Below are 22,124 nucleotides of genomic sequence, written 5' to 3' on the forward strand. Positions count from 1 at the left end.
GAAGAAAAATGCTTTACGGCTTCTTCAGCGCAGGCGGCCTGATCTTCCTGGCCGTGCTGCTGGTCATCTCGTCGTTCCGGGTGCTGCGCGAATACGAGCGCGGCGTGGTGTTTCTGCTGGGCCGCTTCTGGCGCGTGAAGGGCCCGGGGCTGGTGCTGATCGTGCCGGCGATCCAGCAAATGGTGCGCGTGGATCTGCGTACGGTTGTGATGGACGTGCCGCCGCAGGACGTGATCTCGCACGACAACGTTTCGGTCAAGGTCAATGCGGTGGTGTATTTCCGTGTAGTCGATCCGGAGCGCGCCATCATCCAGGTGGCCAACTATCTGGAAGCGACCAGCCAGCTCGCCCAGACGACGCTGCGGGCCATCCTGGGCAAGCACGAGCTGGACGAGATGCTGGCCGAGCGCGAAAAGCTCAACCTCGACATCCAGAAGGTGCTCGACATCCAGACCGACCCGTGGGGCATCAAGATCGCGAACGTGGAGATCAAACACGTCGACCTGAACGAATCGATGATCCGCGCCATCGCCCGTCAGGCCGAGGCCGAGCGCGAACGCCGCGCCAAGGTCATCCACGCAGAAGGCGAACTGCAGGCGTCGGAAAAGCTGCTCGAAGCCGCACGCATGCTGGCCCAGCAGCCCGAGGCAATCCAGTTGCGCTATCTCCAGACGCTCACGCAGATCGCCGGCGACAAAAGCTCGACGATTGTCTTTCCGCTGCCGATGGAAGTGCTGGGCGCAGTGAAGAAAGCGGCCGCTGGCTGACACGCATCACAGATCGATCTTCATGCCGAGTTTGAACAGCCGCGGCGCCCCCATCGACAGACGATTGTTCCCGGCGCCCGCCCAGTAACGCTTGTCGGTCAGGTTGTCGACATTGAATTGCAGCGTCGCGCGCTTGCCCGAAATCCGCGTCACATAGTGCACGCCTGCGCTGAAGAGCGTCGTGCCGCCCAGCTCTGCTTGGTTGGCGTCGTTCACAGGCCGTGGGCCGAGGTAGTAGGCGCCCGCGTTGAACGAGACAGCACGCAGCATCGGCAACGTGTATTCGGCAAAGATGCTGGCGGTGCTGCGCGGCGTGTTTTCCGGCGTCTTTGCGTCGAGGCCGTTGCCGACGCCGCGGAACTTCGCGTCCGTCCAGCCGGCCGAGGCCAGCAGCGACAAATCCTGGGTGACGCGGCCTTGCGCGGTCAGCTCGATACCCCGAATCCGCTCGCGGCCGTCCTGCACGAAGATGTTCGCGTCGTTGGTGTAGCTCGCCGCGCGGTCGATGTCGTACACGGCAGCGGCGAGCTGTGTGCCGGCCGGTGTTTCGTAACGCAGGCCGAGTTCCTTCTGCTCCGACAGCGCGGGCGGCATGGCCACATTGGCATTGGCGGCCGTATTTGGGGCGCGCGCTCCGGCTTCCAGGCCTTGTGCGTACGACGCATACGCCGACAGCGTCGGCGTGAACTTGTAGATGACCGCCCCCAGCGGCGTGGTCTTGCTGGCTTCATAACGGTTGGGCGCCTGCTCGCTGGTATAGCGCGTGTAGCGCAGTCCGGCGATCACCTGCCAGTGCTCCGACAGCGTCATGCGATCCAGCGCGTAGACGCCGCTGTCTACGGCGCGCTGCTCGGCGGTAAAGCCGGTGCCGGTGGTCGGCAGCCAGCCAAGGTCGACCGGGTTGTACAGGTTCTGCGCGCCTGAGAAGCGGTCCGAGTACACGGCCGCCTGACGCATGTCGGATCGCGCCACGCCAAAGGTCAGGTCATGCGTGATCCACCCCGTCTTCTCGGTACCGGAAACGTCTACCCGCACGTGGCTGGTATTCCAGCGACCGCTCTGCCGCTGGCCCGACAACATGCCGGCGCCCGTCAGCGTGTTCGTCAGCCGAAATTCGGAGAACGCCCGCGTCCGCGCCGTCTCCGACACGCCACCCTCTACCGTCAGCAGCCATGCATCGGCGAGCGTGTAATCGGCACGCAGCAATGCGTTGGTGTTGTTGCCGTCAAAATCGGCCCAGCCCGGCGCAATGCGTTTGGCCGGATCGGGCATGGCCGGCAGCGTGATGACGCCATTTTTTGCGGCGGGCAGCGTCACCACCGACTGTTCGGTGATGACCTTGCGCGAATATTCCACGTCGGCTTTCAGGCTGAGCCGGCTGCTGACCTTCCAGTCGAAGGCCACGGCGGCGAGCTGGCGCGTACCGTCAATGCCGCTCGTCGGCGACTGCAGCGAACCGCCCGCCGCGTTGAAGCGCAGGCCATATTGATTGTCTTCACCAAAACGGCGCCCCACGTCCAGCGTGCCGACCACACTGCCGTTGCTGTCGAACTGCATGCCCAGCGTCATCACCGGCGTGTTGCCGGCCCGCTTGGTCACGAGGTTCACCACGCCGCCCGGCGTTGTGTAGCCGTAATACAGCGCCGATACACCCTTGAGCACCTCCACGCGTTCCTTGTCTTCCAGCGGGATCGCCGTGAGTGCAGCCATCGGCATCGAGCCGTTGAAGCGGAAATTGGTGCGGTTCTCCAGCGTCACGCCGCGGATGGCGAGGTTGTCGAACGTTTCGCCTGAAAGCTGCTGGCGCGTCACGCCGGCCGTATTGCGCAGGGCGTCGTACAGCGACGTGTCCTGCTGCGCGTCGAGCGCCTCTCGCGTGACCACGTTCACGGTGGCAGGGATGTCGCGCAACGCCATCCCGCGGAACGCTCCGACCTGTGCCGTGCTGGCTGCAAAGCCCCGCTGGCTGCCTGCCGTGACGGTCGCCTCGTTCAGGTGGAGCGTGGCACTACCTGCGGCCGGCTGGCCTGCTTCGGCATGCGCCAATGTGGAAACGGCAAGAGGAATGGCGGCGAGCGCGCACGAGAAGGCGCGAGCCGCGAGATGACGGTTCATCGCGGGCAAAGGGTCGATCAGGATTGGCGAAACCGGACGCGCGGAAATGCGCTGAGAGAAGAGAAAACGCGCCGCAATACATCACGCGGCGCGTCGATCCGTTGGCTGGCAGGTGGAAACCTGCTGGCTCGCCCGGTGGGAGCGTGGTCAGCGGTCGGGCATTCGCCCCTGGCCTTCCATCAAATGAGAATGATTCGCATTATATAGATTGAAATGTGATGTCAGCAACTGTTAATTCGCCGGCACCCCCTGTTTCCACTGGGGCCAGTGCTGCACGATGTCGTCCAATAACGGCTTGGCCGCATTGACGAGGTTGTGCGTGGCCGGCACAAAGCCGCCCTGCTGCGCGTAGTTGATGAGCCCGTCGGAGGCGCTCTGGCCGTCGTATGGGCGATCGAAGTCGGACCCGGCACGCAGCAATGCCACACGGCTGAAATCGACCTTGCCGGCACGGGCGCCGCGCGTCAGGACTTCCAGCGTAGCGTTGTCTTCTTGCGCCGTCGTGCAGTAGTTGCCCTTGTTGTCGGTCATCGTCTTCACCCAGTCACGCGCCCGCTGGCCGAGGTTGCGGCCGGCCCACCATGTATCGGCGGAAGCCACGTCGCACTGGATGACGGCGGGCGGCTGGTTGGCCGGCGCATACGCGTAGTTCTTGCGGAAGGCGATGGCCTCGGGGCTGTCTTCCAGCGTCGCCGATTTCGACAGCGTGTAGGCCTTCTGCAGCAGCGTCTCGTTGAGTTGGAAGACTTCGGTGCGATAGTCCATCGGTGGCTTCTCGCCGGGGCCTTTGGTGCCGATGCCGAAGTACCCGTACGGCCAGCCCGCCGGCATCTCGCGCGCATCGATCTCGTGCGAAAGACCGTAATCGACTGCATACCGCGCCCACGCCGCCGAGCCCACCGTCCCCTGCCGCGGATCGATGCCCGCAATGCCGGCAATCACAAAGTACGTGTGCGAGAGATCCAGCTTGCTGCGATAGAGCAGCGCGGAAATCGTCGACGCGGCATTTGCGTAGCCCATGCCCGTGGTGACCTGGCAGATGCCGTCGTAGTTGCACAGCATGTTGGGCGCGTCGGGCGACAGGCCGGAGATGTAGACCTTCTCCTTCAGGTCGTAGCGGTCGATAAAGGGTTGGGCTTCGCCCTGGAACATGTTGATGACGATGACCTTCACTCCGTCATACGCGCAGCTGTTCAAGGTCAGCGCTGCGGCACCGACGGCGCAGAGCTTGGCGATCGTACGCAAACGCGGTACGGGCATCTTGAATCGGGAATCGATCATGGCGAGGGCACTCCGTGTTTCCACACGCTCCAGCGCGTGACGATCTCGTTGACCAGCGGACCGCCCGCCAAGTACAGGTTGTTGAGCGAAGGCACGAACCCGCCCGATTTGCTGTTGACCAGCGAGTCGTACGGTGTCTGCCCCGGATACGGCCGATCGAAGTTGGATGCAGTGCGCAGCACGGCCACCCGCTGCAGATCGAGCAGCCCCGCCTTCGCGCCGCGCGTGAGCGCCTCAAAGGTGGCGTTGTCTTCCTGCTGCGTGGTGCAATACGTGCCCTGCCCGTCCGTCAGCAGCTTGACCCACGCGGCTTCGCGCTCGCCCAGCTTGGCGCCGTGCCAGTACGTGTTGCCGGCAGCGGTGTCGCATTGCACGACAGAGGGCGGCTGGTTGGCGGGTGCGCTCGGGTAGTTGGCACGATAGGCCCGTGCGGTGGCGTTGTCGTCCAGCACCGCGCCCTTGGAGAGCGCCAGGGCCTTCTGCAGCAGCGCCTCGTTCACGCGAAAGACTTCGGTCTTGTAATCCAGCGGCGGTTTCTGCCCTGGGCCTTGCGTGTTGATGCCGATGAAACCGTTCGGCCAGCTGGCGGGCACCTCGCGCGCATCGATCTCCCACGCGATGTCGCTGTCGACGAGGAAGCGCGCCCACGCCGCGCTGCCGAGCGTGCCCTGCGACGGATCGATCCCCGCAATGCCCGCCACCAGGAAGTACGTGCGCTGCAGATCGAACTTGCCGCTGTAGATGAGCGCCGAGACCGACGACGCGGCATTCGCCTTGCCCATGCCCGTGGTGAGCTGGCAGACGTCGCTGGCATTGCAATGCACGTTCGGGTAGTCGATGGACAGGCCCGGCACCGGCACGTCCTGCGTGAGGCCGAGCTTGTCGATCCACGGCTGCGCCTCGGGCGCGAACATGCTGATGATCAGCACCTTGACCTTGCGCGCGTGCGATTCCGGTGCGAGTTGCGCACCCGGCTGCGTCGACGCGCCAACGCCCGCCGTCAGCAGCGCGCCAACCGCGACGGCACGGGCCAATCGTTTGCCTTTGCGCCCGAGCAGCCGGTGCGGCGGCTGCGGTGGCGGGGCGTCGACCTTGTCAGATAGGACGCTCATGGTTCTCCTCGGATTTTTGGGGGTAGGGATGGGATCAACCCGCGCTGTGGGGAACAGCGCGCGCCACCGATGCAAATTGCCTGCCAGGGGGCACACAATCTCTACGCAATCGGCAACGTGTTCCGGTATAGGCCATGGCGGGGCCTGTCTCTAGCGGCTGGCGTTTGCCAGCCAACTTGTCAAGCTGGCTTATACAAGACTGCGATGCGTGCGCGGCGCACGGAATGGGGCCCCAAAGGCGAACGGCGCGCGCCCCGTTTCCAGGAACGCGCGCCGTTCAGCGCATCCGGTGCGAAGGCTTACATCAGACCTTCTGCTGCACCCACGCCGCCACGCCGGCCAGCGCCTGCGGCAGGTTGTCCGGTTCCGTACCGCCAGCCTGCGCCATGTCCGGGCGGCCGCCGCCCTTGCCGCCGACTTGCTGGGCGACAAAGTTGACCAGTTCGCCCGCCTTGACCTTGGCCGTGGCATCAGCCGTCACGCCGGCAATCAGCGCGACCTTGCCGTCGGTCACGCTGCCCAGCACGATGGCGGCGGTCTGCAGCTTGTCCTTGAGCTTGTCCATGGTCTCGCGCAGCGTCTTGGCATCGGCGCCGTCCAGCTTGGCAGCCAGCACCTTGATACCGGCAACGTCCACGGCCTGGCTCACGAGTTCGTCGCCCTGGCTTGCGGCCAGCTTCGATTTCAGGCGCTCCAGTTCCTTCTCGAGCGTCTTGACCTGGTCCTGCACCTGCACGATGCGCGACGTCAGTTCCGACGGCTGCGCACGCAGTACGGCAGCCGCTTCGTTGATGCGCGTATCGAGCGTCTGCAGGTAATGCAGCACGTTGTCGCCAGTGATGGCCTCCACACGGCGAATCCCCGCCGCCACGCCCGATTCGCTCACGATCTTGAACAGGCCGATGTCGCCCGTGCGCGCCACGTGCGTGCCGCCACACAGTTCCTTCGACGAACCGATCGACAGCACGCGCACTTCGTCGCCGTACTTCTCGCCGAAAAGCGCCATTGCGCCATTCTTGACTGCGTCGTCAAAGCCCATGAGCTGGGCGCTCGTGGCCGCGTTGGCGAAAATTTCTGCGTTGACGCGCGCTTCCACTTCGCGGATCTGCAGCGGCGTCATCGGTGCGTTGTGCGAGAAGTCGAAGCGGGTTTTTTCCGCATCCACCAGCGAGCCCTTCTGCTGCACGTGGCTGCCCAGCACTTCGCGCAGGGCCTTGTGCATCAGGTGGGTGGCCGAGTGGTTGCGCATGGTGCGCGCGCGGCGCACTGCGTCCACCTCCGCCGCCACGGCATCGCCAACCTTCAGCACGCCGGTGCGCAGCTCGCCGTGGTGGCCGAACACGTCCGGCTGCACCTTGAGCGTGTCGACCACATCAAACCAGACGGTCGCAGCCTTGAGCGTGCCCTGGTCGCCAACCTGGCCGCCCGATTCCGCATAGAACGGGGTGTGGTCCAGTACCACCACGCCGGTCTGGCCCGGATGCATTTCCTGCACCGATGCACCGTCGACAAACAACGCCGTCACACGCGCGGTTTCGCGCACAAGCTGCTCGTAGCCGTGGAACGTCGTCTTGTCGCCGGTGTAGTCGAGCGTGCCGGCGGCCATCTTGAACTTGCCGGCGGCGCGTGCCTGCTCGCGCTGGCGGGTCATGGCGGCGTCAAAGGCGGCTTCGTCGACGATCACGTCGTTCTCGCGGCAGACGTCTTGCGTCAGGTCCAGCGGGAAACCGTAGGTGTCGTGCAGCTTGAAGGCCAGCTCGCCGTCGAGCATCTTGGCACCCGAGGTCTTCAGCTCGCCCAGCGCGGCGTCGAGGATCGACATGCCGTGCTCGATGGTCTCGAAGAAGCGCGCCTCTTCCGTGCGCAGCACTTCGACCACGCGGTCGCGCGCCTCGCGCAGTTCCGGATAGGCTTCGCCCATCTGCGCGACGAGGTCGTCCACCAGCTTGTGGAAGAACGCTGCGCGGCAGCCGAGCTTGTAACCGTGACGGATGGCGCGGCGGATGATCCGGCGCAGCACGTAGCCGCGGCCCTCATTGCCCGGGATCACGCCGTCGACGATCAGGAAGGAGCATGCACGGATGTGGTCGGCAATCACGCGCAGCGAGTTGTTGGCCAGATCCTTCGTGTTCGTCTCGCGCGCAGCGGCAGCGATGAGCGCCTGGAACAGGTCGATCTCGTAGTTGCTGTGCACGTGCTGCAGGATGGCAGCCAGGCGTTCCATGCCCATGCCGGTGTCGACGCACGGTGCGGGCAACGGAGTCAGCGTGTATTCGCCGGTCGCCGGATCGAGCTGGCGATCGAACTGCATGAACACGTTGTTCCAGATTTCGATGTAGCGGTCGCCGTCGGCTTCCGGGCTTCCCGGGGGGCCGCCCCAGACGTCCGGGCCGTGGTCGTAGAAGATTTCCGAGCACGGGCCGCACGGGCCGGTTTCGGCCATCTGCCAGAAGTTGTCGGAGGCATACGGCGCGCCCTTGTTGTCGCCGATGCGCACGACGCGCTCGGGCGGCAGGCCGATGACCTTGGTCCAGATGTCGTAGGCCTCGTCGTCGGTCTGGTAGACGGTGGCCCACAGCCTCTCAGCCGGCAGCTTGTATTCCTGCGTCAGCAGCTCCCACGCCCACACGAGTGCGTCGCGCTTGAAGTAGTCGCCGAACGACCAGTTGCCGAGCATTTCGAAGAACGTGTGGTGGCGCGCCGTGTAGCCGACATTTTCCAGGTCGTTGTGCTTGCCGCCGGCGCGCAGGCAGCGCTGCACGGAGGCCGCGCGCACGTACGGGCGCTTGTCGGTACCGAGGAAGACGTCCTTGAACTGCACCATGCCGGAGTTGGTGAACAGCAGCGTCGGGTCGTTGCCCGGCACCAGCGGCGAAGAGCGCACCACGGTGTGGCCCTTGCCCTCAAAGAACGTCAGGAATTTTTGGCGGATATCGGAGGCTTTCATGTCGCGGGGTGCCGGAGTCAGCATGGCGCCTGGGGCAACCGCCCGGCGCATCTTGGATCAGTGCAAACCATTGATTATACGGGGTTGCTAATGTATTAGCGCCCATTCGTCGCATGGGGCTGGGGGTACCCCGGAGCGTGGTGTAGAGTGCACCCGTTCCAATCGTGTCGATTCGTCAATCCATGGGCGCTCTGAGCCATCTCCGTGTTCTCGACCTGACCCGCGTGCTTGCCGGCCCCTGGTGCGCACAGAACCTTGCCGATTTTGGCGCCGACGTCATCAAGGTGGAGCGTCCCGGCGCCGGCGACGACACGCGCACATGGGGCCCGCCGTGGCTCAAGGACGAAGCGGGCAACAACACCGCCGAAGCCGCCTATTACCTCGCCGCCAATCGAAACAAGCGGTCGATCACCGTCGACATCAGCACGCCCGAGGGCCAGGACATCGTCCGCCAGCTCGCCGCGCACGCCGATGTGGTGCTCGAGAACTATAAGGTCGGCCAGCTCGCGAAATACGGGCTCGACTATGCATCGCTCAAGGCCGTGAAGCCAGACCTCGTCTACTGCTCGATCACGGGCTTCGGCCAGACCGGCCCTTACGCCGCCCGCGCCGGCTATGACTTCATCGTGCAAGGCATGGGCGGCTTCATGAGCCTGACCGGCGAGCGCGACGACCTGCCCGGCGGCGGTCCGCAAAAGGCCGGCGTGGCTATCTCGGATCTGATGACCGGCATGTACGCCACCGTGGCCGTGCTCGCCGCGCTCGCGCACCGGGACCGCACCGGCGAAGGCCAGTACATCGACATGGCGTTGCTCGACGTGCAGGTCGCCATGCTGGCCAACATGAACACCAACTACCTCGCCAGCGGCCAGGCGCCCAAGCGCTGGGGCAATGCGCATCCGAACATCGTGCCGTATCAGACGTTCCAGGCAGCCAATGGCTGGATCATCGTGGCGGTCGGCAACGACGGGCAGTTCCGGCGCTTTGTGGATGCGGGCGGCATGCCCGAGCTGGCCGACGACCCGCGCTTTGCCACCAACCCGCAGCGCGTGGCCAACCGCGACGTGCTGGTGCCGATCCTGGCCGAAATGGTCAAGCGCTTCGGCAAAGGCGAATGGATCGACAAGCTCGAAGCCGCCAGGGTGCCGTGCGGCCCGATCAATTCGCTCGACGAGGTGTTCGACAACGAGCAGGTGCAGGCGCGTGGCCTGCGTGTCGATCTTCCGCATCCGAGCGCGGGCACTGTCAAGCTTGTCGGCAGCCCCGTCAAGATGAGCGCCACGCCGCCCAAGGCCGCCAGCCACCCGCCGCTGCTTGGCGAGCACACCGGGGCCGTGCTGCGCGACGTGTTGAACCTGAGCGCGGACCAGGTCGACTCGCTGCGCAGGCGCGGCGTGATCTGAACCGGAGCATTTGGCGCAAACCATTTCCCCACCCCTGACGAGGTCCACATGTGGCTTGATGCGTTGCTGGCTTACTTGCATTACATCTCGATCTTCACGCTAATCGTCTTTCTCACCGCCGAGGCCGTGGTGCTGCGTCCCGACATGACGCCGGAGATCCGCAAACGCCTGGGACGTTATGACGCTGTGTACGGCGTGGCGGCCGTCGCGGTGGTTGTCACCGGCGTGCTGCGTGTGATTTACGGTGCGAAGGGCTACGCGTTTTATGTCCACAACCCGATCTTCCACATCAAGATCGGGCTGTTCATTCTCGTGGGGCTGATGTCGATTGTTCCGACCATCAACATCCTGCGCTGGAAGAAGCAGGGCAAGACGCTGCCCGACTTCGTGCCCACGCCGTCGGAGATTGCCAAGACGCGCCGCTGGGTCATGGTCGAGTCGCACCTGATCATCTTCATTCCGTTGGCGGCCGTGCTGATGGCGCGCGGTATCGGCATGTAATTGCACCGGGGACCGCGCAACCGCGCGGTGCGGCCCCAATGTTGCCCAGGGCAACGCTAGGGACAAACCCTGAACCGTTTGCCCGGGGCGCCGCGCCGGCTCATGAAGCGGCATACCCTCCCCTCCGCAAGCTGCTTGAAAGCCGGTCTGCTTAGCGTGCAAACTTGGTCGCCTTACCAGGCATAAGGCGGCCCGCCGAACCCGCGCGGCACGCCATCCCGAGGAGACCAGACTTGCAGAACGATCCACGAGGTCGTCCGGTGATCCGCAGTCACCAGGACTTTGCATCCGGCGTCATGTTCATCGTCGCCGGAGCGGCGTTTGCCCTTCTGGCGCGCAGCTACCGCATGGGCACGGCCGGCAGCATGGGCCCGGGCTACTTCCCGTTCTGGCTGGGCGTGGTGCTTGTGCTGCTGGGCGTGGTGGTAGTCGTGCAATCGCTGTCGCGCAAGGGCGTGGTCGACCGCATTCCGCGTTGGGACGTCAAGACGCTGCTGTGGGTTCTCGGCTCCGTGGTGCTGTTCGGGCTGCTGCTGCAACCGCTGGGGCTGGTGCTCTCGCTTGTGGTGCTCGTGCTGGTCTCCAGCATGGCCAGCCACGAGTTCACGCTGAAGGGCGCGGCCGGCACCGCCATCGTGATGGTGGTGATGAGCCTCGCGGCGTTTGTCTACGGGCTCAAGCTGCAGTTCCCGGTGTGGCCCGCCTTCATCGGCAATTGAGCGCGAGGCACACGACACCATGGACCTCTTTGCCAACCTCGCGCTCGGCTTTTCGACCGCGCTTTCCATCCAGAACCTGATCTACGCGTTCATCGGCTGCGTGCTCGGTACGCTGATCGGCGTGCTGCCGGGCCTGGGCCCCATCGCCACGATTGCGATGCTGCTGCCGGCCACGTACGCGCTGCCGCCGGTGGCCGCGCTGATCATGCTGGCCGGCATCTACTACGGTGCGCAGTACGGCGGTTCCACCACGGCCATCCTCGTCAATCTGCCGGGCGAATCCTCTTCGGTGGTGACCACCATCGATGGCTACCAGATGGCGCGGCGCGGGCGCGCGGGCGTGGCGCTCGCCACCGCGGGCTTGGGCTCGTTCTTCGCAGGCTGCGTGGCCACGCTGGTCCTGGCGGCATTTGCCACGCCGCTGTCGGAATTCGCGTTCAACTTCGGGCCGGCGGAGTATTTCTCGCTGATGGTGCTGGGGCTGATCGGCGCGGTGGTGCTGGCGTCGGGCTCGCTCATCAAGGCGATTGCGATGATCGTCCTGGGCCTGCTGCTGGGCCTGGTCGGCACCGATGTGAACTCGGGCACCGCGCGTTATTCGTTCGACGTGCCGGAGCTGGCCGACGGGCTGAACTTCGTGTCGGTGGCGATGGGCGTGTTCGGCTTTGCCGAGATCATCGCCAACCTCGAACAGAAGGAGCATCGTGAAACCTTTGTCGAGCACGTCCGCAACCTCTGGCCTAGCCGCGAAGACTTCAAGCGCATGATCCCGGCCGTACTGCGCGGCACGGCGCTGGGCTCGCTCCTGGGCATCCTGCCCGGCGGCGGCGCGACGCTGGCATCGTTCGCGTCGTACTCGCTGGAGAAGAAAACCTCGAAGTATTCGAGCGAATTCGGCAAGGGCGCCATCGAAGGGGTGGCGGGCCCGGAATCGGCCAACAATGCTGCGGCGCAGACGTCTTTCATCCCACTGCTCACGCTGGGCATTCCGCCCAACGCAGTGATGGCGCTGATGGTGGGCGCGATGACCATCCACAACATCCAGCCCGGCCCGCAGGTGATGACCAGCAACCCGGCGCTGTTCTGGGGCCTCATCGCCTCGATGTGGATTGGCAACCTGATGCTGATCGTGCTGAACCTGCCGATGATCGGCGTGTGGGTACGCCTGTTGAAGGTGCCGTATCGCTTCCTGTATCCGGCCATCCTGGTGTTCTGCTGCATCGGCGTGTATTCAGTGTCGAATACGACGTTCGATATCTTCCAGACGGCGCTGTTCGGATTGATCGGCTACATGTTCGTCAAGCTGCGCTGCGAGCCAGCGCCCATGCTGCTCGGCTTCGTGCTGGGGCCGATGATGGAAGAAAACTTCCGCCGCGCGCTGTTGCTGTCACGCGGGGATTTCTCCACGTTCGTCTCGCGGCCGCTGTCGCTGGGGCTGCTGATTGCGGCGGGCATCCTCGTCCTGCTGGTGGCGCTGCCCGCCATCAACAGAAAACGCGTGGAAGCGTTTCAAGAAGAATAAGCGTGGCGATGTTGCTGCATCGCACCCTACGAAACCGGAGGCCTGCCCTCCGGTTTTTGTTTGCGCACGCGGCGGCGCAGCATTAGAGCCAAACCTCCACTCCAGTTGACGTTGGGCACGGCGCTTCGGATAACGGAGGGCGATCGACCCAAAGAGGTCGACCACCTATCCAATGTCCAGGAGACAACCGAATGTCACAGACTTCCCTGTTCCATGTTGTGTATGGATCAGTGCGCGGCTTCCTGCGCACGCACGCTGCAGCCGCCGTCTTGGCCACCTCCGCCCTCACCCTGGGTACCGTCGCCCCGGCGCAGGCCGCCGGCACCTATGCGGCAACCAAGTACCCGATCGTGCTGGTGCATGGCCTGTCGGGCACCAGCAAGTTTCTCGGCGTGGTCGATTACTGGTATCAGATCCCCGAAGACCTGCGTGCCAACGGCGCCAATGTCTACGTGGCCGACGTCTCCGCCTTCAACGATGAAACCGTGCGCGGCGAACAGCTGGTCAGCCAGATCCGCAGCGTGCTGGCTACGACGGGCGCCGCCAAGGTCAACCTCATCGGACACAGCCAGGGCGGACTGACATCGCGCTATGCAGCCGCCGTGGTGCCGAACCTCGTAGCCTCCGTCACTACCATCGGCACGCCGCACAAGGGGTCCGAGTTCGCGGACTTTGTGGAATCGACACCGGCCCCGTTCAAGGCGCTCGTGAACCTCGGTGCCGACGTCTTCGGCTCGGTGCTCGGCTGGTTCAACGGCAACAGCAATCCGCAGAACGGCTTTGCGGCGCTGCATATCCTGTCGACATCGGGTGCGGCTGATTTCAACAAGGCGTTCCCCAGCGCGGGCCTCGCCAGCGGATGCAACACCGGCAGCGCCACCGACGTGCGCAACGGCAACCTGCAGAAGCTGTATTCGTGGACGGGCCGCTCCACTGCCACGAACGTGCTCGACGTGTTTGATCCGGTGCTGATTTTCAGCGGCGGCGTCATGCAGGCGCGCGGTTCGGGGACGAACGACGGGCTTGTCTCCGTATGCAGCGCGAAGTTCGGGCAGGTCTTGTCGACGGATTACGCGTGGAACCACCTGGATGAGGTCAACCAGTTGCTCGGCCTGATCGGCTGGGGCGCGGCCGACCCGGTCGCGGTGATCCGCACGCAGGCCAATCGGCTGAAGACGGCCGGTCTCTGACCATCCGAGCATTCGACCACCCAAGGCATTCGCCACCATGAAGCCCCAATCGCCCTCGATACAGCCCATGACGTTTGTTGTCGCCGTGCTGGTGGCGGTGTCGATGGCGGGCGGAGTCTACTGGTGGCATGCGTCGGACGCGCCTGACGCCCCCATGGCGCAGCCGCAGGCGGCCAAGGGCGCCTTCATCGGCAGTGTCGGCGCCGAACCTTCGGCACAGGCCGCGCCTGCACCGGAGCTGGCCGATACACAGGCGCCGGACGGCCTGCATGTGGATACGAGCGGCCACCTCATCCTCGAAGCCGCCAATCGCGCGGTGTTCGACTACTTCCTCGACGTGCCCGCCTCGCTGCCCGAGGTGCAGCGTGTGTCGATGGCCGAGGCGCATCTGCGCGCCAAGCTGATCACGCCGGCACTGGCAGAAGCGCAATCGCTGCTCCAGCACTACCTGGCCTATCGCAAGGCGGCGGCTCAAACCGGCGCCACCAGCCGCAACAAGCCGAGCCTCGAACAGGTCCAGCAGCGCCCGGAGCTGATCGCCACGCTGCGCCAGCAGTTGAGCGAGCGCACCGCGCTGCGTCGCCAATACCTTGGCGCGGACGTCGCCCAGGCCTGGTATGGCGATGACGACGCGATGGACGCCGCCGCGCTCGACCGCCTCGCTGTGATGGCCGACCCGTCGCTCACGCCGGAACAGCGTACGGCCAGGATCGCCGCCATCGACGCCAATCTCCCGCCATCGGTACAGCAGGCGCGCCGCGACGCCTCCGCCCCGCTCAAGCTCGCCGCCGACATGGAAACGTGGACAAAGCAGGGCATGAGCGAAGCCGAGATGCGCCAGCGCCTGTCGGCCCGGGGGGTGGACAACCTGGTAGCCGACCGCCTCATCCAGGGCAATCGCGAGGAAGCCGACTGGCGCAACCGCTACGACGCGTACGCCCGTGAACGCGATCGCATCAACGCCTTTGCCGGCCTGTCGGATGCCGATCGGGCCGCGCAAATCGCACAACTGCGCCAACAGACCTTCACCGCCTCGCATGAGCTGTTGCGCGCACAGGCGCTCGATGGCCTGGCCCAGCGTAAATAGCGTCCCGGGGCGCGGAGCGCCGGGCACGGTAAAATCCCGGGATTGCCGAATCACGCACTCCCATGAGCCAAGACAACGCCACCGCCCCGACGTCCAACTTCCTGCGCCAGATCATTGACGCCGATCTCGCACAAGGCACCTACGCCAATCGCAAGGACGCCACTGGCCAGCCGATTCCGCCGGTGGTCACGCGCTTTCCGCCGGAGCCCAACGGTTACCTGCACATCGGTCACGCCAAGAGCATCTGGGTGAACTTCGGCATGGCCCGCGATTACAACGGCCGCTGCCACCTGCGCTTCGACGACACGAACCCCGTCAAGGAAGACACCGAATACGTCGATTCCATCATCGACGCCGTGCACTGGCTCGGCTACTCGTGGAGCGACGCCGGCGGCGAACACCTGTACTACGCCAGCGACTACTTCGAGCAGCTCTACGGCTTTGCCGAGGTGCTGATCCAGCGCGGCGTGGCCTACGTCGACAGCCAGAGCGCCGAGCAGATCGCCGCCAATCGGGGCGATTTCACCCGCCCGGGCACGCCATCGCCGTTCCGTGACCGCTCGGTGGACGAAAACCTGGCGCTGTTCCGCGACATGCGCGCCGGCAAGTACAAGGACGGCGAGCACGTGCTGCGTGCCAAGATCGACATGGCCGCACCGAACATCGTGATGCGCGACCCGGTGCTGTACCGCATCCGCCATGCGCATCACCACCGCACCGGCGACGCGTGGTGCATCTACCCGATGTACGACTTCACGCATTGCATTTCCGATGCGCTGGAGAACATCACGCATTCGCTCTGCACGCTGGAGTTCGAGAACAACCGCCCGCTGTATGACTGGGTGCTCGACCACCTGCGTGATGCCGGCGTGCTGGCCGCCCCGCTGCCGCATCAATACGAATTCGCGCGCCTGCACCTCACCTACGCCATCACCAGCAAGCGCAAGCTGCTGCAACTGGTGACGGAAAAGCGCGTCGACGGCTGGGACGACCCGCGCATGCCGACGCTCGTTGGCATCCGCCGCCGTGGCTACACGCCCGAATCGATCCAGCTGTTCTGCGAACGCGTGGGCGTGTCGAAGGCCGACAGCTGGATCGACATGAGCATCCTGGAAGGCGCCGTGCGCGACGACCTCGACGCGCGTGCGCCGCGCTCGGTGGCCGTGCTGGACCCGGTCAAACTGGTGCTCGACAACGTGCCGGCCGATTTCAACGAGCCGTGCTCCGCACCCGTGCACCCGAAGCAATCCGAACTCGGCCGCCGCGAATTCCCGCTCACGCGTGAGCTGTGGATCGAGCGCGAAGACTTTACCGAGACGCCGCCCAAGGGCTACTTCCGCCTCTTCCCGGGCAACAAGGTGCGCCTGCGCTACGGCTATGTGATCGAATGCACCGGCTGCGACAAGGATGCCGACGGCAACATCACCGCCGTGCACGCCAACATCATTCCGGACACGAAGAGTGGCACGCCGGGTGCTGACAGCGTGAAGGTGAAGGGCAACATCCACTGGGTGAGCGCCGCACATGCGCTGGAAGCTGAAGTGCGCCTGTACGACCGCCTGTTCAGCGACCCGCAGCCGGATTCGGGCGACAAGAACTTCCTGGATGCACTGAACCCGAACTCCAAGAAGATCGTCACGGCCTTCCTGGAGCCGACGCTGGCTACGGCCAAGGCGGAAGACCGCTTCCAGTTCGAGCGCCATGGCTACTTCGTGGCAGACCGCATCGACTCGCAGCCGGGCAAGCCCGTATTCAACCGCGTGGTCGGCCTGAAGGACAGCTGGGGCAAGTAAGCACAGGCCCATGCGCGCCATGGGCCTCTGATAATCGGAGGCATCATGCGTGCATGGATTCTATTGCTGGCGGGGTTGTTCACCTCTCCCGCCTTCGCCGCGTCATTTGCGCCAGACCTGGCGCACACATCGGTCTACTTCGGCGCATCGCATTTTGATCGGAGCACGATGCGCGGCCGCTTCGACAAGATCGACGGCGCCATCAACTTCGATGAAGCCACCCACCAGGGCGGCTTCGATTTCACCGTCGACGCCGACTCCATCAACACGCGCCTGCGCGTGCTGGATGGCGTGCTGAAATCGGAGCAGTTTCTCGACGCTGCGAAGTTTCCGGTCATCCGCCTGCGCAGCGACCGCTTTGTCGTGGAAGGCGGCAAGCTCATCGCCATTGAGGCCAACCTGACGCTGCACGGTGTGACGCAGCCTGTGCGGCTAGAGGTGCGCCGTTTCAGTTGCGGCGACGAAAAGATGCCCGGCAGCACGCGCCACGTTTGCGGCGGTGACTTCCACCTCGCCATTGCCCGCAGCGCCTTCGGCATGACGCGTTTCCTGCCCGACGTGGGTGACCGCGTCGACCTCGACATCAGCGTGGAAGCCACGCCCCAATAAATCTCGCAATCCATCCATGCCCAATATCGATTTCGCCTTGACCACCGAATACATCGAGCTGCACAAGCTGCTCAAGCTCACCGGCGTGGTGGACAGCGGCGGCGCCGGCAAGGCGGTGGTCGCCGATGGTGCGGTCACGGTCGACGGCCAGCCGGAACTGCGCAAGACCGCCAAGATTCGCGCCGGCCAGGTCGTCATGCTCGGTGACGTGCGCATTGCCGTGCAGGGAATCGACTAACCCATCGACTAGCGCCTCTGGTGTTTGAAAACGCACCTTGTGCTACGGTGCGGCACCATCACACCATCCATTTCCAGGAGACTGACCATGCCGATCGCCCTCTGGTGCGTTCTGGTGGCTGCAGTGTTGCCGATCGTGTGCGTCGGCATCGCCAAGGCCAAAGGCCCGCGGTACGACAATCGCAACCCGCGCGCGTGGCTTGCACAGCAGACCGGCGTAGCGGCCCGTGCCGCCGCCGCACAGCAGAATCACTTCGAAGCGTTTCCGCTCTTTGCGGTGGCCGTGCTGGTGGCCATCCTGGGCGGCGGCGTCATCGACCGCATCAACCTGCTGGCCATCGCATTTATCGTGGTGCGCGTGCTGTACACGGTGTGCTATCTCGCCAACTGGGCACCGCTGCGTTCGCTGATGTGGTTTGCGGGCTTTGCCTTGTGCGTTGCGCTGTTCGTGCAACCGGCCTTTGCGCACTGAACATCCGCTCCGCCAGGAAGAAACGGCGCCCAGGTGGCGCCGTTTTCTTTGGGCAATGCAGATTACGTCGAAGCATCCGGTGGCACCGACGGCGCGCGGAACAACCGCCAAGCCATCCCGCCCAGCACCGCTACCGCGGCCAACAGCGCGCCCCACAGCACCCACTGGCGCCGGCGGCCACCGGGTGGCTCGGCTGTCAGCGCGTCGGCAGGCGAATCGCTCATCGCACCGAGCTGTGCCTGCGCAATGACGGGCGACGCACCTGCCAGCAGATCCGCGCGTGCGACCGGATTGCCGCGCGCCACTTCCGCCACCGCCAGCGTGAACGGCACATTGCCGCGCGCCGCATACGTGACGGTGGCCGGACGCCAGCCGATCGCCAATTCCGGCGCGCCGGCACCGAGGCCGCCGCTGCGCGTGTCGACCTGCAGACGCCAGTAGCGCTCCCCCGTGGCGGGCACCGTGATGGCCGCGCTCTCCTGCTCGCCCTTCCCGTCGGCCCCAGCCAGCCGGAACAGGCGGGCAGATGTGACCGGCCGCCAGGGCGCCTGGGCATCGGCCCGCGCATAGAACGTTGCCTGTGCGACGGTGTTGGCTTGCGGCAGACGGATCTTCACACGCTCGACCGGGAACACGCCGCCGATATCGAACTGGTAATCGCCTGCGGCGGGCGTTTGCACCGGCGCCAGACCCGGGCGCCACTGAATGGCGCTATCCGCCAGTGCCACCGGCACACCTGCAGCCAGCTCTGCACGCACGGCATCCGGCACAGGCGGTTTGCCTTGCCACGTCAGGCGCAGGTATTTCGCACGCAGCCCGGTGAACTCGATGCGATCCTGCACCAGCGTGCTGCCCTGGTTGGACAGACGGAACAGCGTGGCCTGAGCGACCGGGCTCCAGTGTTGCAAGTCATCGCTGGCCTGCACGCTCACACCGCTCTGGAATTCCGCAGCGGGCAGCGCGACGACCAGCGCAGTCACCGTGTCACGAAGCTGGCTGAGGTCGACCACCCACGCGCGCACAGACGCCTGCGACAGCTGAGCGCCGGTCGCACGCAGCACGCCATCGGTACCGAGCACGACACCAGCGGCGCCGGGCTTCTGTACATCGTCGATGGGCGTGGCGAACCAGTGCACGTCCCGCAGCGTGCGTGCCTGGGGCGGCGGATCGCGCGGGATATCGATGGTAAAAGGCACGGGCTCGCCGTCGCCATTGAGGATGCGCAGGTCGGCCAGATTGGCCTCGCGGGCATGGGCATAGACGTCTTCGCTCAGCGTGACGGCGTAGTACGGGGCGCCGGGCGTGCCGGTCAACGCAAAGCGTTCGGCCCAGGCCGGCGCAGACAACAGCGACGCCACGGCCATCGCAAGAGCAACCTTCTTCACAGAACCTCCCCGGTTTCAGCTCCGGCGCTGGTTTTGGGCTTCGGCGGCAACGGCGACAGATAGCCGATCAACAACAGCAGCACGCCAATCCCGATAAACGACACGATGCGCTCCACACCCGTGACGCGTGACAGGTCGAACAGGAACAGCTTGACCACCGTCACGCCCAGCAGCGCTCCGCCGGTGAACCACAGCGCCCGGCTGGCGCGCCGCGTGGCAAACACCATCACCGCCAACGCCAGCACCGTCCAGAACATCGACAGCGACGCCTGCACCAGCATCGAGGCCCCCAGATCGTCCAGCGTGTACGGAATATGCGTCCAGTGGTGCAGCGTGCGCAGCAGCACCGCGTTGGCCCAGATGAACAGCGTCGCGCCGATGGCGTAGCCGATGACCATCGGCTCAGGCACGAGCTTGCGCAGCGCCACGCGGCGCATCCACAGCGCGATGGCAAGGAAAACCAGCAGTTGCGCCACGTCCAGCGGATTGAGAATCGGCAGGTAGAACAGCGGCGCGGCATTGCCGTCGCTGGCGGCGCTCGCCAGGCTCCATAGCCACAGCAGGGCAGCCAGCGGCGCGGCACCCCACAGCAGGTAGGCGCGCTCGAACCGGGCGATCGGCCAGCGAATGCGCCATCCGGCGCCCGCCAGCAGGGCCAGCAACGCGCCATAGGCATAAGCCCAGGCGGCAAAACTCCAGGTGCCCTCGGGCACGTAGGCATCGAGGCGCCAGTAGCCTTCCGTCGCCAGTACGCCGCAGATCAGCCAGAACAGCACGGTATGCAGCGGCGCGAGGATGCGGTCTTTCACGTCGCGTTCCTGGCGGCGCAGCAGCACGAAGGTCAGCACCACAGCGGCAATCCACACCAGCCCGCCCCACCCGGCCAGCGGAGAGGGCACCCAGTGTTCGATCGCAGCCAGCGAAATCAGCGCCAGCACCGGCGACAACGCCAGCGCAGGCCACTCGGCCAGTGCCCAATCGAGCTTGCGGCGCAGGCCGTGTGCAGCCCACGCCGTCAGCACGGCAAAGGCGGCATACAGCGGAATGTCCGGCCGGTCGACGGTCTTGCTGGCGATGCGCCAGGCCCAGCGATCAATCTCGTTGCTGCCGCTGCCGAGCCACCACAGCAAGCCCCACACCGACGCGACAATCCCGAGCACCGGCGCCGCCTTCAGCCACGCACGCACCTCCGCCTTGCCATGCAGACGCCAGCCGCTGAAGACGCCCGCCAGCGCAATCAATACCCCGCCGATATAGCGGCTGTTGAGCACGGCCCAGCCGCTCTGCGGCGCCCAATCGAACACGGCATCCACGGCGAAGGCGGCGCCCGCCGCAAGTTGCAGGAGCACGCCTGCCGCCAACGCCAGCCGCCGCTGCTGGCGCACGCCCAGCCACACCACAGCGGCCCCTTCCAGCGCCCAGACCGCACTGGTGGTGCGCCCATCGAAAGCCAGCGGGATCGCCAGCGTGATGAAGATCACCCCCAGCGCGAACATCGCCTCGTACAGCAGGCCAAGGCTGGCACGCCTCCGCGCCAGCCAGCCCGCAATCCCCAGATAGAACGCGGCCAGCGCGGTGGCGCTCCACGCCATCGCAAACGGAATGTGGTGCACCAGCCCAGTCTGCAAACCCATTGCCACCAGCGGCGTGCCGAACACCAGCGTGCCGTCAACGTAGTTGGTGAGGCTGACATGGCGGCGCAGCGCGGTCAGCAGCGCAATGCCCACATACATCAGGAAGAAGAGGATCAGGAACGGCTCGGTGCTCGCCAGCAACGATGGCTGATAGCGCAGCACGCCCCACGCCGTGGCAATGCCGAACGTAAAGACAAAGCCGAGCAGATTCAGCGCCCGCCACGCCCGGAACCACGCAATGGCGAAGATGCCTGCGTTGAGCAGTGCGTAATAGCTGAACAGCGCTACGTGGCTGCCCTGTCCAGTCGAGATCAGAATCGGCGCCAGGAATCCGCCCGCGCTGCCGGTAAAGGCGAGCGCCGGCGCGTTCTGCTTGACCGCCAGCCCGGCGGCCAGCGCGCAGATCAGCACCAGCAGCGGAAACGCCATCCCCGGGCTGAGCAGCGGCACCACGCGTGTGGCTGCAAACACCGTCAGATACAGCACGCCGACCCCGCCACCCTGCAACACCAACGCATAGCTCGGGCGCTTCTCTCGCAGGCGCCAGCCGATGCCCAGCAAGGCAATCGCGCCGACCGCCACACCCGCCAGCCGGAACTCGACCGGCAGTAGGCTGTTGTCCGCCGCGTACTTGAGCAGGAACGCCACGCCGAAAAACAGGACCAGAATGCCGACCCGCACCACGCTGTTGCCGCCCAGCAGCCAGTCGCGGGCAGCGCCCACGGCGCGCTCGACCCAATCGGGCTCGTGCGGTGCCAAGACGGGCACGGGTTGCGCAGCAGATTGAGGCATTGGCTGCGGAACCGCAACCTGCGGCGCAGGCAAGGACACGGGCACAGGCACCGCAGGCGTGTCCACGGGCGGCAATGCCTCGGCCACGACCGGTGGCACCTCTGCGGCTGCCTGTTCCACATCGGCAGGCGCGACGAACGCTCCGCCTTTCATTTCAGCCAGTTGCCGGCGCAGGAGCGAAACCTCGTGCTCCAGCCGCGCCACCCGCTCCTGCAGCGTCGCGGGCGGCGGCGACACGGCTGCCTGCGTGGCCGCATGGCTCGACGTCGCGCCTGTTGCGCCGGCGCCGTCGGGCGGATTGGCCCACTGCGCGCTCGCCCGCTTGTCCATGTACAAAATCAGCGAGGCCAGTCCCAGACCGATCAACGCCCCAAAGAACGCCCCGATGACGCCCCCCGACAGGCCTCCGAGCAGCAGCCCCACGATTCCGAATATCCAACGCATCGTTCTGATTGTCCTGGTTTGGATAGGAAAACCATGCGCCGACTGGCGCACGCACCGCTCGTATACCGCAAACGGCTGCCGTTGGGAATGCGCCCCGGCAATGCCTTCAGCTTC

At 65.4% G+C, this 22,124-nt stretch carries 17 protein-coding genes; 11 read left to right on the plus strand and 6 right to left on the minus strand.

The window, feature by feature from the left end:
* Positions 1 to 8 precede the first annotated feature (8 nt).
* Positions 9 to 767 carry a slipin family protein gene (locus tag AAHM38_RS17010; RefSeq protein ID WP_065857198.1) on the plus strand — a complete coding sequence of 253 codons (759 nt, stop codon included), beginning with the start codon at positions 9 to 11 and terminating at the stop codon, positions 765 to 767.
* A gap of 6 nt (positions 768 to 773) precedes the next feature.
* On the opposite strand, the gene AAHM38_RS17015 is transcribed toward AAHM38_RS17010, so the two are convergent.
* From AAHM38_RS17015 to alaS, 4 genes are all read right to left on the minus strand, one after another.
* The gene (locus tag AAHM38_RS17015) at positions 774 to 2,882 is read right to left on the minus strand and encodes a TonB-dependent siderophore receptor (RefSeq protein ID WP_012761533.1); all 2,109 of its coding nucleotides are present in this window, start codon (positions 2,880 to 2,882) and stop codon (positions 774 to 776) included.
* Between the two features lie 231 nt (positions 2,883 to 3,113).
* On the minus strand, positions 3,114 to 4,163 hold the full coding sequence (locus AAHM38_RS17020) for a purine-nucleoside phosphorylase (RefSeq protein ID WP_116574724.1): 1,050 nt from the start codon (positions 4,161 to 4,163) through the stop codon (positions 3,114 to 3,116).
* On the minus strand, positions 4,160 to 5,275 hold the full coding sequence (locus AAHM38_RS17025) for a purine-nucleoside phosphorylase (RefSeq protein ID WP_116574723.1): 1,116 nt from the start codon (positions 5,273 to 5,275) through the stop codon (positions 4,160 to 4,162). Before AAHM38_RS17025 ends, AAHM38_RS17020 begins: the two co-directional genes overlap by 4 nt.
* 304 nt (positions 5,276 to 5,579) lie before the next feature.
* Complete coding sequence (alaS, locus tag AAHM38_RS17030) at positions 5,580 to 8,222, minus strand: alanine--tRNA ligase (RefSeq protein WP_116574722.1); 2,643 nt, start codon at positions 8,220 to 8,222, stop codon at positions 5,580 to 5,582.
* Between the two features lie 182 nt (positions 8,223 to 8,404).
* On the opposite strand from alaS, the gene AAHM38_RS17035 reads away from it, so the two are divergent.
* From AAHM38_RS17035 to AAHM38_RS17080, 10 genes are all read left to right on the plus strand, one after another.
* Positions 8,405 to 9,625 (plus strand): CaiB/BaiF CoA transferase family protein, encoded by a 1,221-nt coding sequence (locus tag AAHM38_RS17035; protein WP_116574721.1) that lies wholly within the window; start codon positions 8,405 to 8,407, stop codon positions 9,623 to 9,625.
* Positions 9,626 to 9,673: 48 nt separating this feature from the next.
* The gene (locus tag AAHM38_RS17040) at positions 9,674 to 10,126 is read left to right on the plus strand and encodes a DUF2214 family protein (protein ID WP_009238745.1); all 453 of its coding nucleotides are present in this window, start codon (positions 9,674 to 9,676) and stop codon (positions 10,124 to 10,126) included.
* 296 nt (positions 10,127 to 10,422) lie between these two features.
* Positions 10,423 to 10,845: a tripartite tricarboxylate transporter TctB family protein gene (locus AAHM38_RS17045; RefSeq protein ID WP_257019794.1), complete on the plus strand. Its 423-nt coding sequence runs from the start codon at positions 10,423 to 10,425 to the stop codon at positions 10,843 to 10,845.
* 19 nt (positions 10,846 to 10,864) lie between these two features.
* Positions 10,865 to 12,367 carry a tripartite tricarboxylate transporter permease gene (locus AAHM38_RS17050; protein ID WP_065857188.1) on the plus strand — a complete coding sequence of 501 codons (1,503 nt, stop codon included), beginning with the start codon at positions 10,865 to 10,867 and terminating at the stop codon, positions 12,365 to 12,367.
* 191 nt (positions 12,368 to 12,558) lie between these two features.
* Entirely contained in the window at positions 12,559 to 13,557 is a 999-nt protein-coding gene (locus tag AAHM38_RS17055; RefSeq protein WP_116574719.1) for a lipase family alpha/beta hydrolase, read from the plus strand.
* A gap of 67 nt (positions 13,558 to 13,624) precedes the next feature.
* The gene (locus tag AAHM38_RS17060; RefSeq protein WP_257019792.1) at positions 13,625 to 14,644 is read left to right on the plus strand and encodes a lipase secretion chaperone; all 1,020 of its coding nucleotides are present in this window, start codon (positions 13,625 to 13,627) and stop codon (positions 14,642 to 14,644) included.
* A 62-nt stretch (positions 14,645 to 14,706) separates the two neighbouring features.
* Positions 14,707 to 16,437 carry a glutamine--tRNA ligase/YqeY domain fusion protein gene (locus tag AAHM38_RS17065; protein WP_116574717.1) on the plus strand — a complete coding sequence of 577 codons (1,731 nt, stop codon included), beginning with the start codon at positions 14,707 to 14,709 and terminating at the stop codon, positions 16,435 to 16,437.
* Positions 16,438 to 16,482: 45 nt separating this feature from the next.
* Positions 16,483 to 17,046, plus strand: coding sequence for a YceI family protein (locus tag AAHM38_RS17070; RefSeq protein ID WP_009238751.1), 564 nt, complete (start codon positions 16,483 to 16,485; stop codon positions 17,044 to 17,046).
* A 16-nt stretch (positions 17,047 to 17,062) separates the two neighbouring features.
* Positions 17,063 to 17,284: an RNA-binding S4 domain-containing protein gene (locus tag AAHM38_RS17075; RefSeq protein ID WP_012435106.1), complete on the plus strand. Its 222-nt coding sequence runs from the start codon at positions 17,063 to 17,065 to the stop codon at positions 17,282 to 17,284.
* 87 nt (positions 17,285 to 17,371) lie between these two features.
* Positions 17,372 to 17,755: an MAPEG family protein gene (locus AAHM38_RS17080; protein ID WP_116574716.1), complete on the plus strand. Its 384-nt coding sequence runs from the start codon at positions 17,372 to 17,374 to the stop codon at positions 17,753 to 17,755.
* A gap of 62 nt (positions 17,756 to 17,817) precedes the next feature.
* Here the strand turns inward: AAHM38_RS17080 and AAHM38_RS17085 are convergent, their stop codons facing one another.
* Both AAHM38_RS17085 and AAHM38_RS17090 read right to left on the minus strand, forming a co-directional pair.
* Positions 17,818 to 19,140, minus strand: a complete 1,323-nt coding sequence (locus tag AAHM38_RS17085) for a DUF3999 domain-containing protein (RefSeq protein WP_116574715.1) — start codon at positions 19,138 to 19,140, stop codon at positions 17,818 to 17,820.
* On the minus strand, positions 19,137 to 22,010 hold the full coding sequence (locus AAHM38_RS17090; RefSeq protein ID WP_116574878.1) for a DUF2339 domain-containing protein: 2,874 nt from the start codon (positions 22,008 to 22,010) through the stop codon (positions 19,137 to 19,139). Before AAHM38_RS17090 ends, AAHM38_RS17085 begins: the two co-directional genes overlap by 4 nt.
* Between the last annotated feature and the right edge of the window lie 114 nt (positions 22,011 to 22,124).

The sequence above is a fragment of the Ralstonia sp. OTU4908 genome (assembly GCF_038440115.1).
Taxonomy (GTDB): Bacteria; Pseudomonadota; Gammaproteobacteria; order Burkholderiales; family Burkholderiaceae; genus Ralstonia; species Ralstonia pickettii.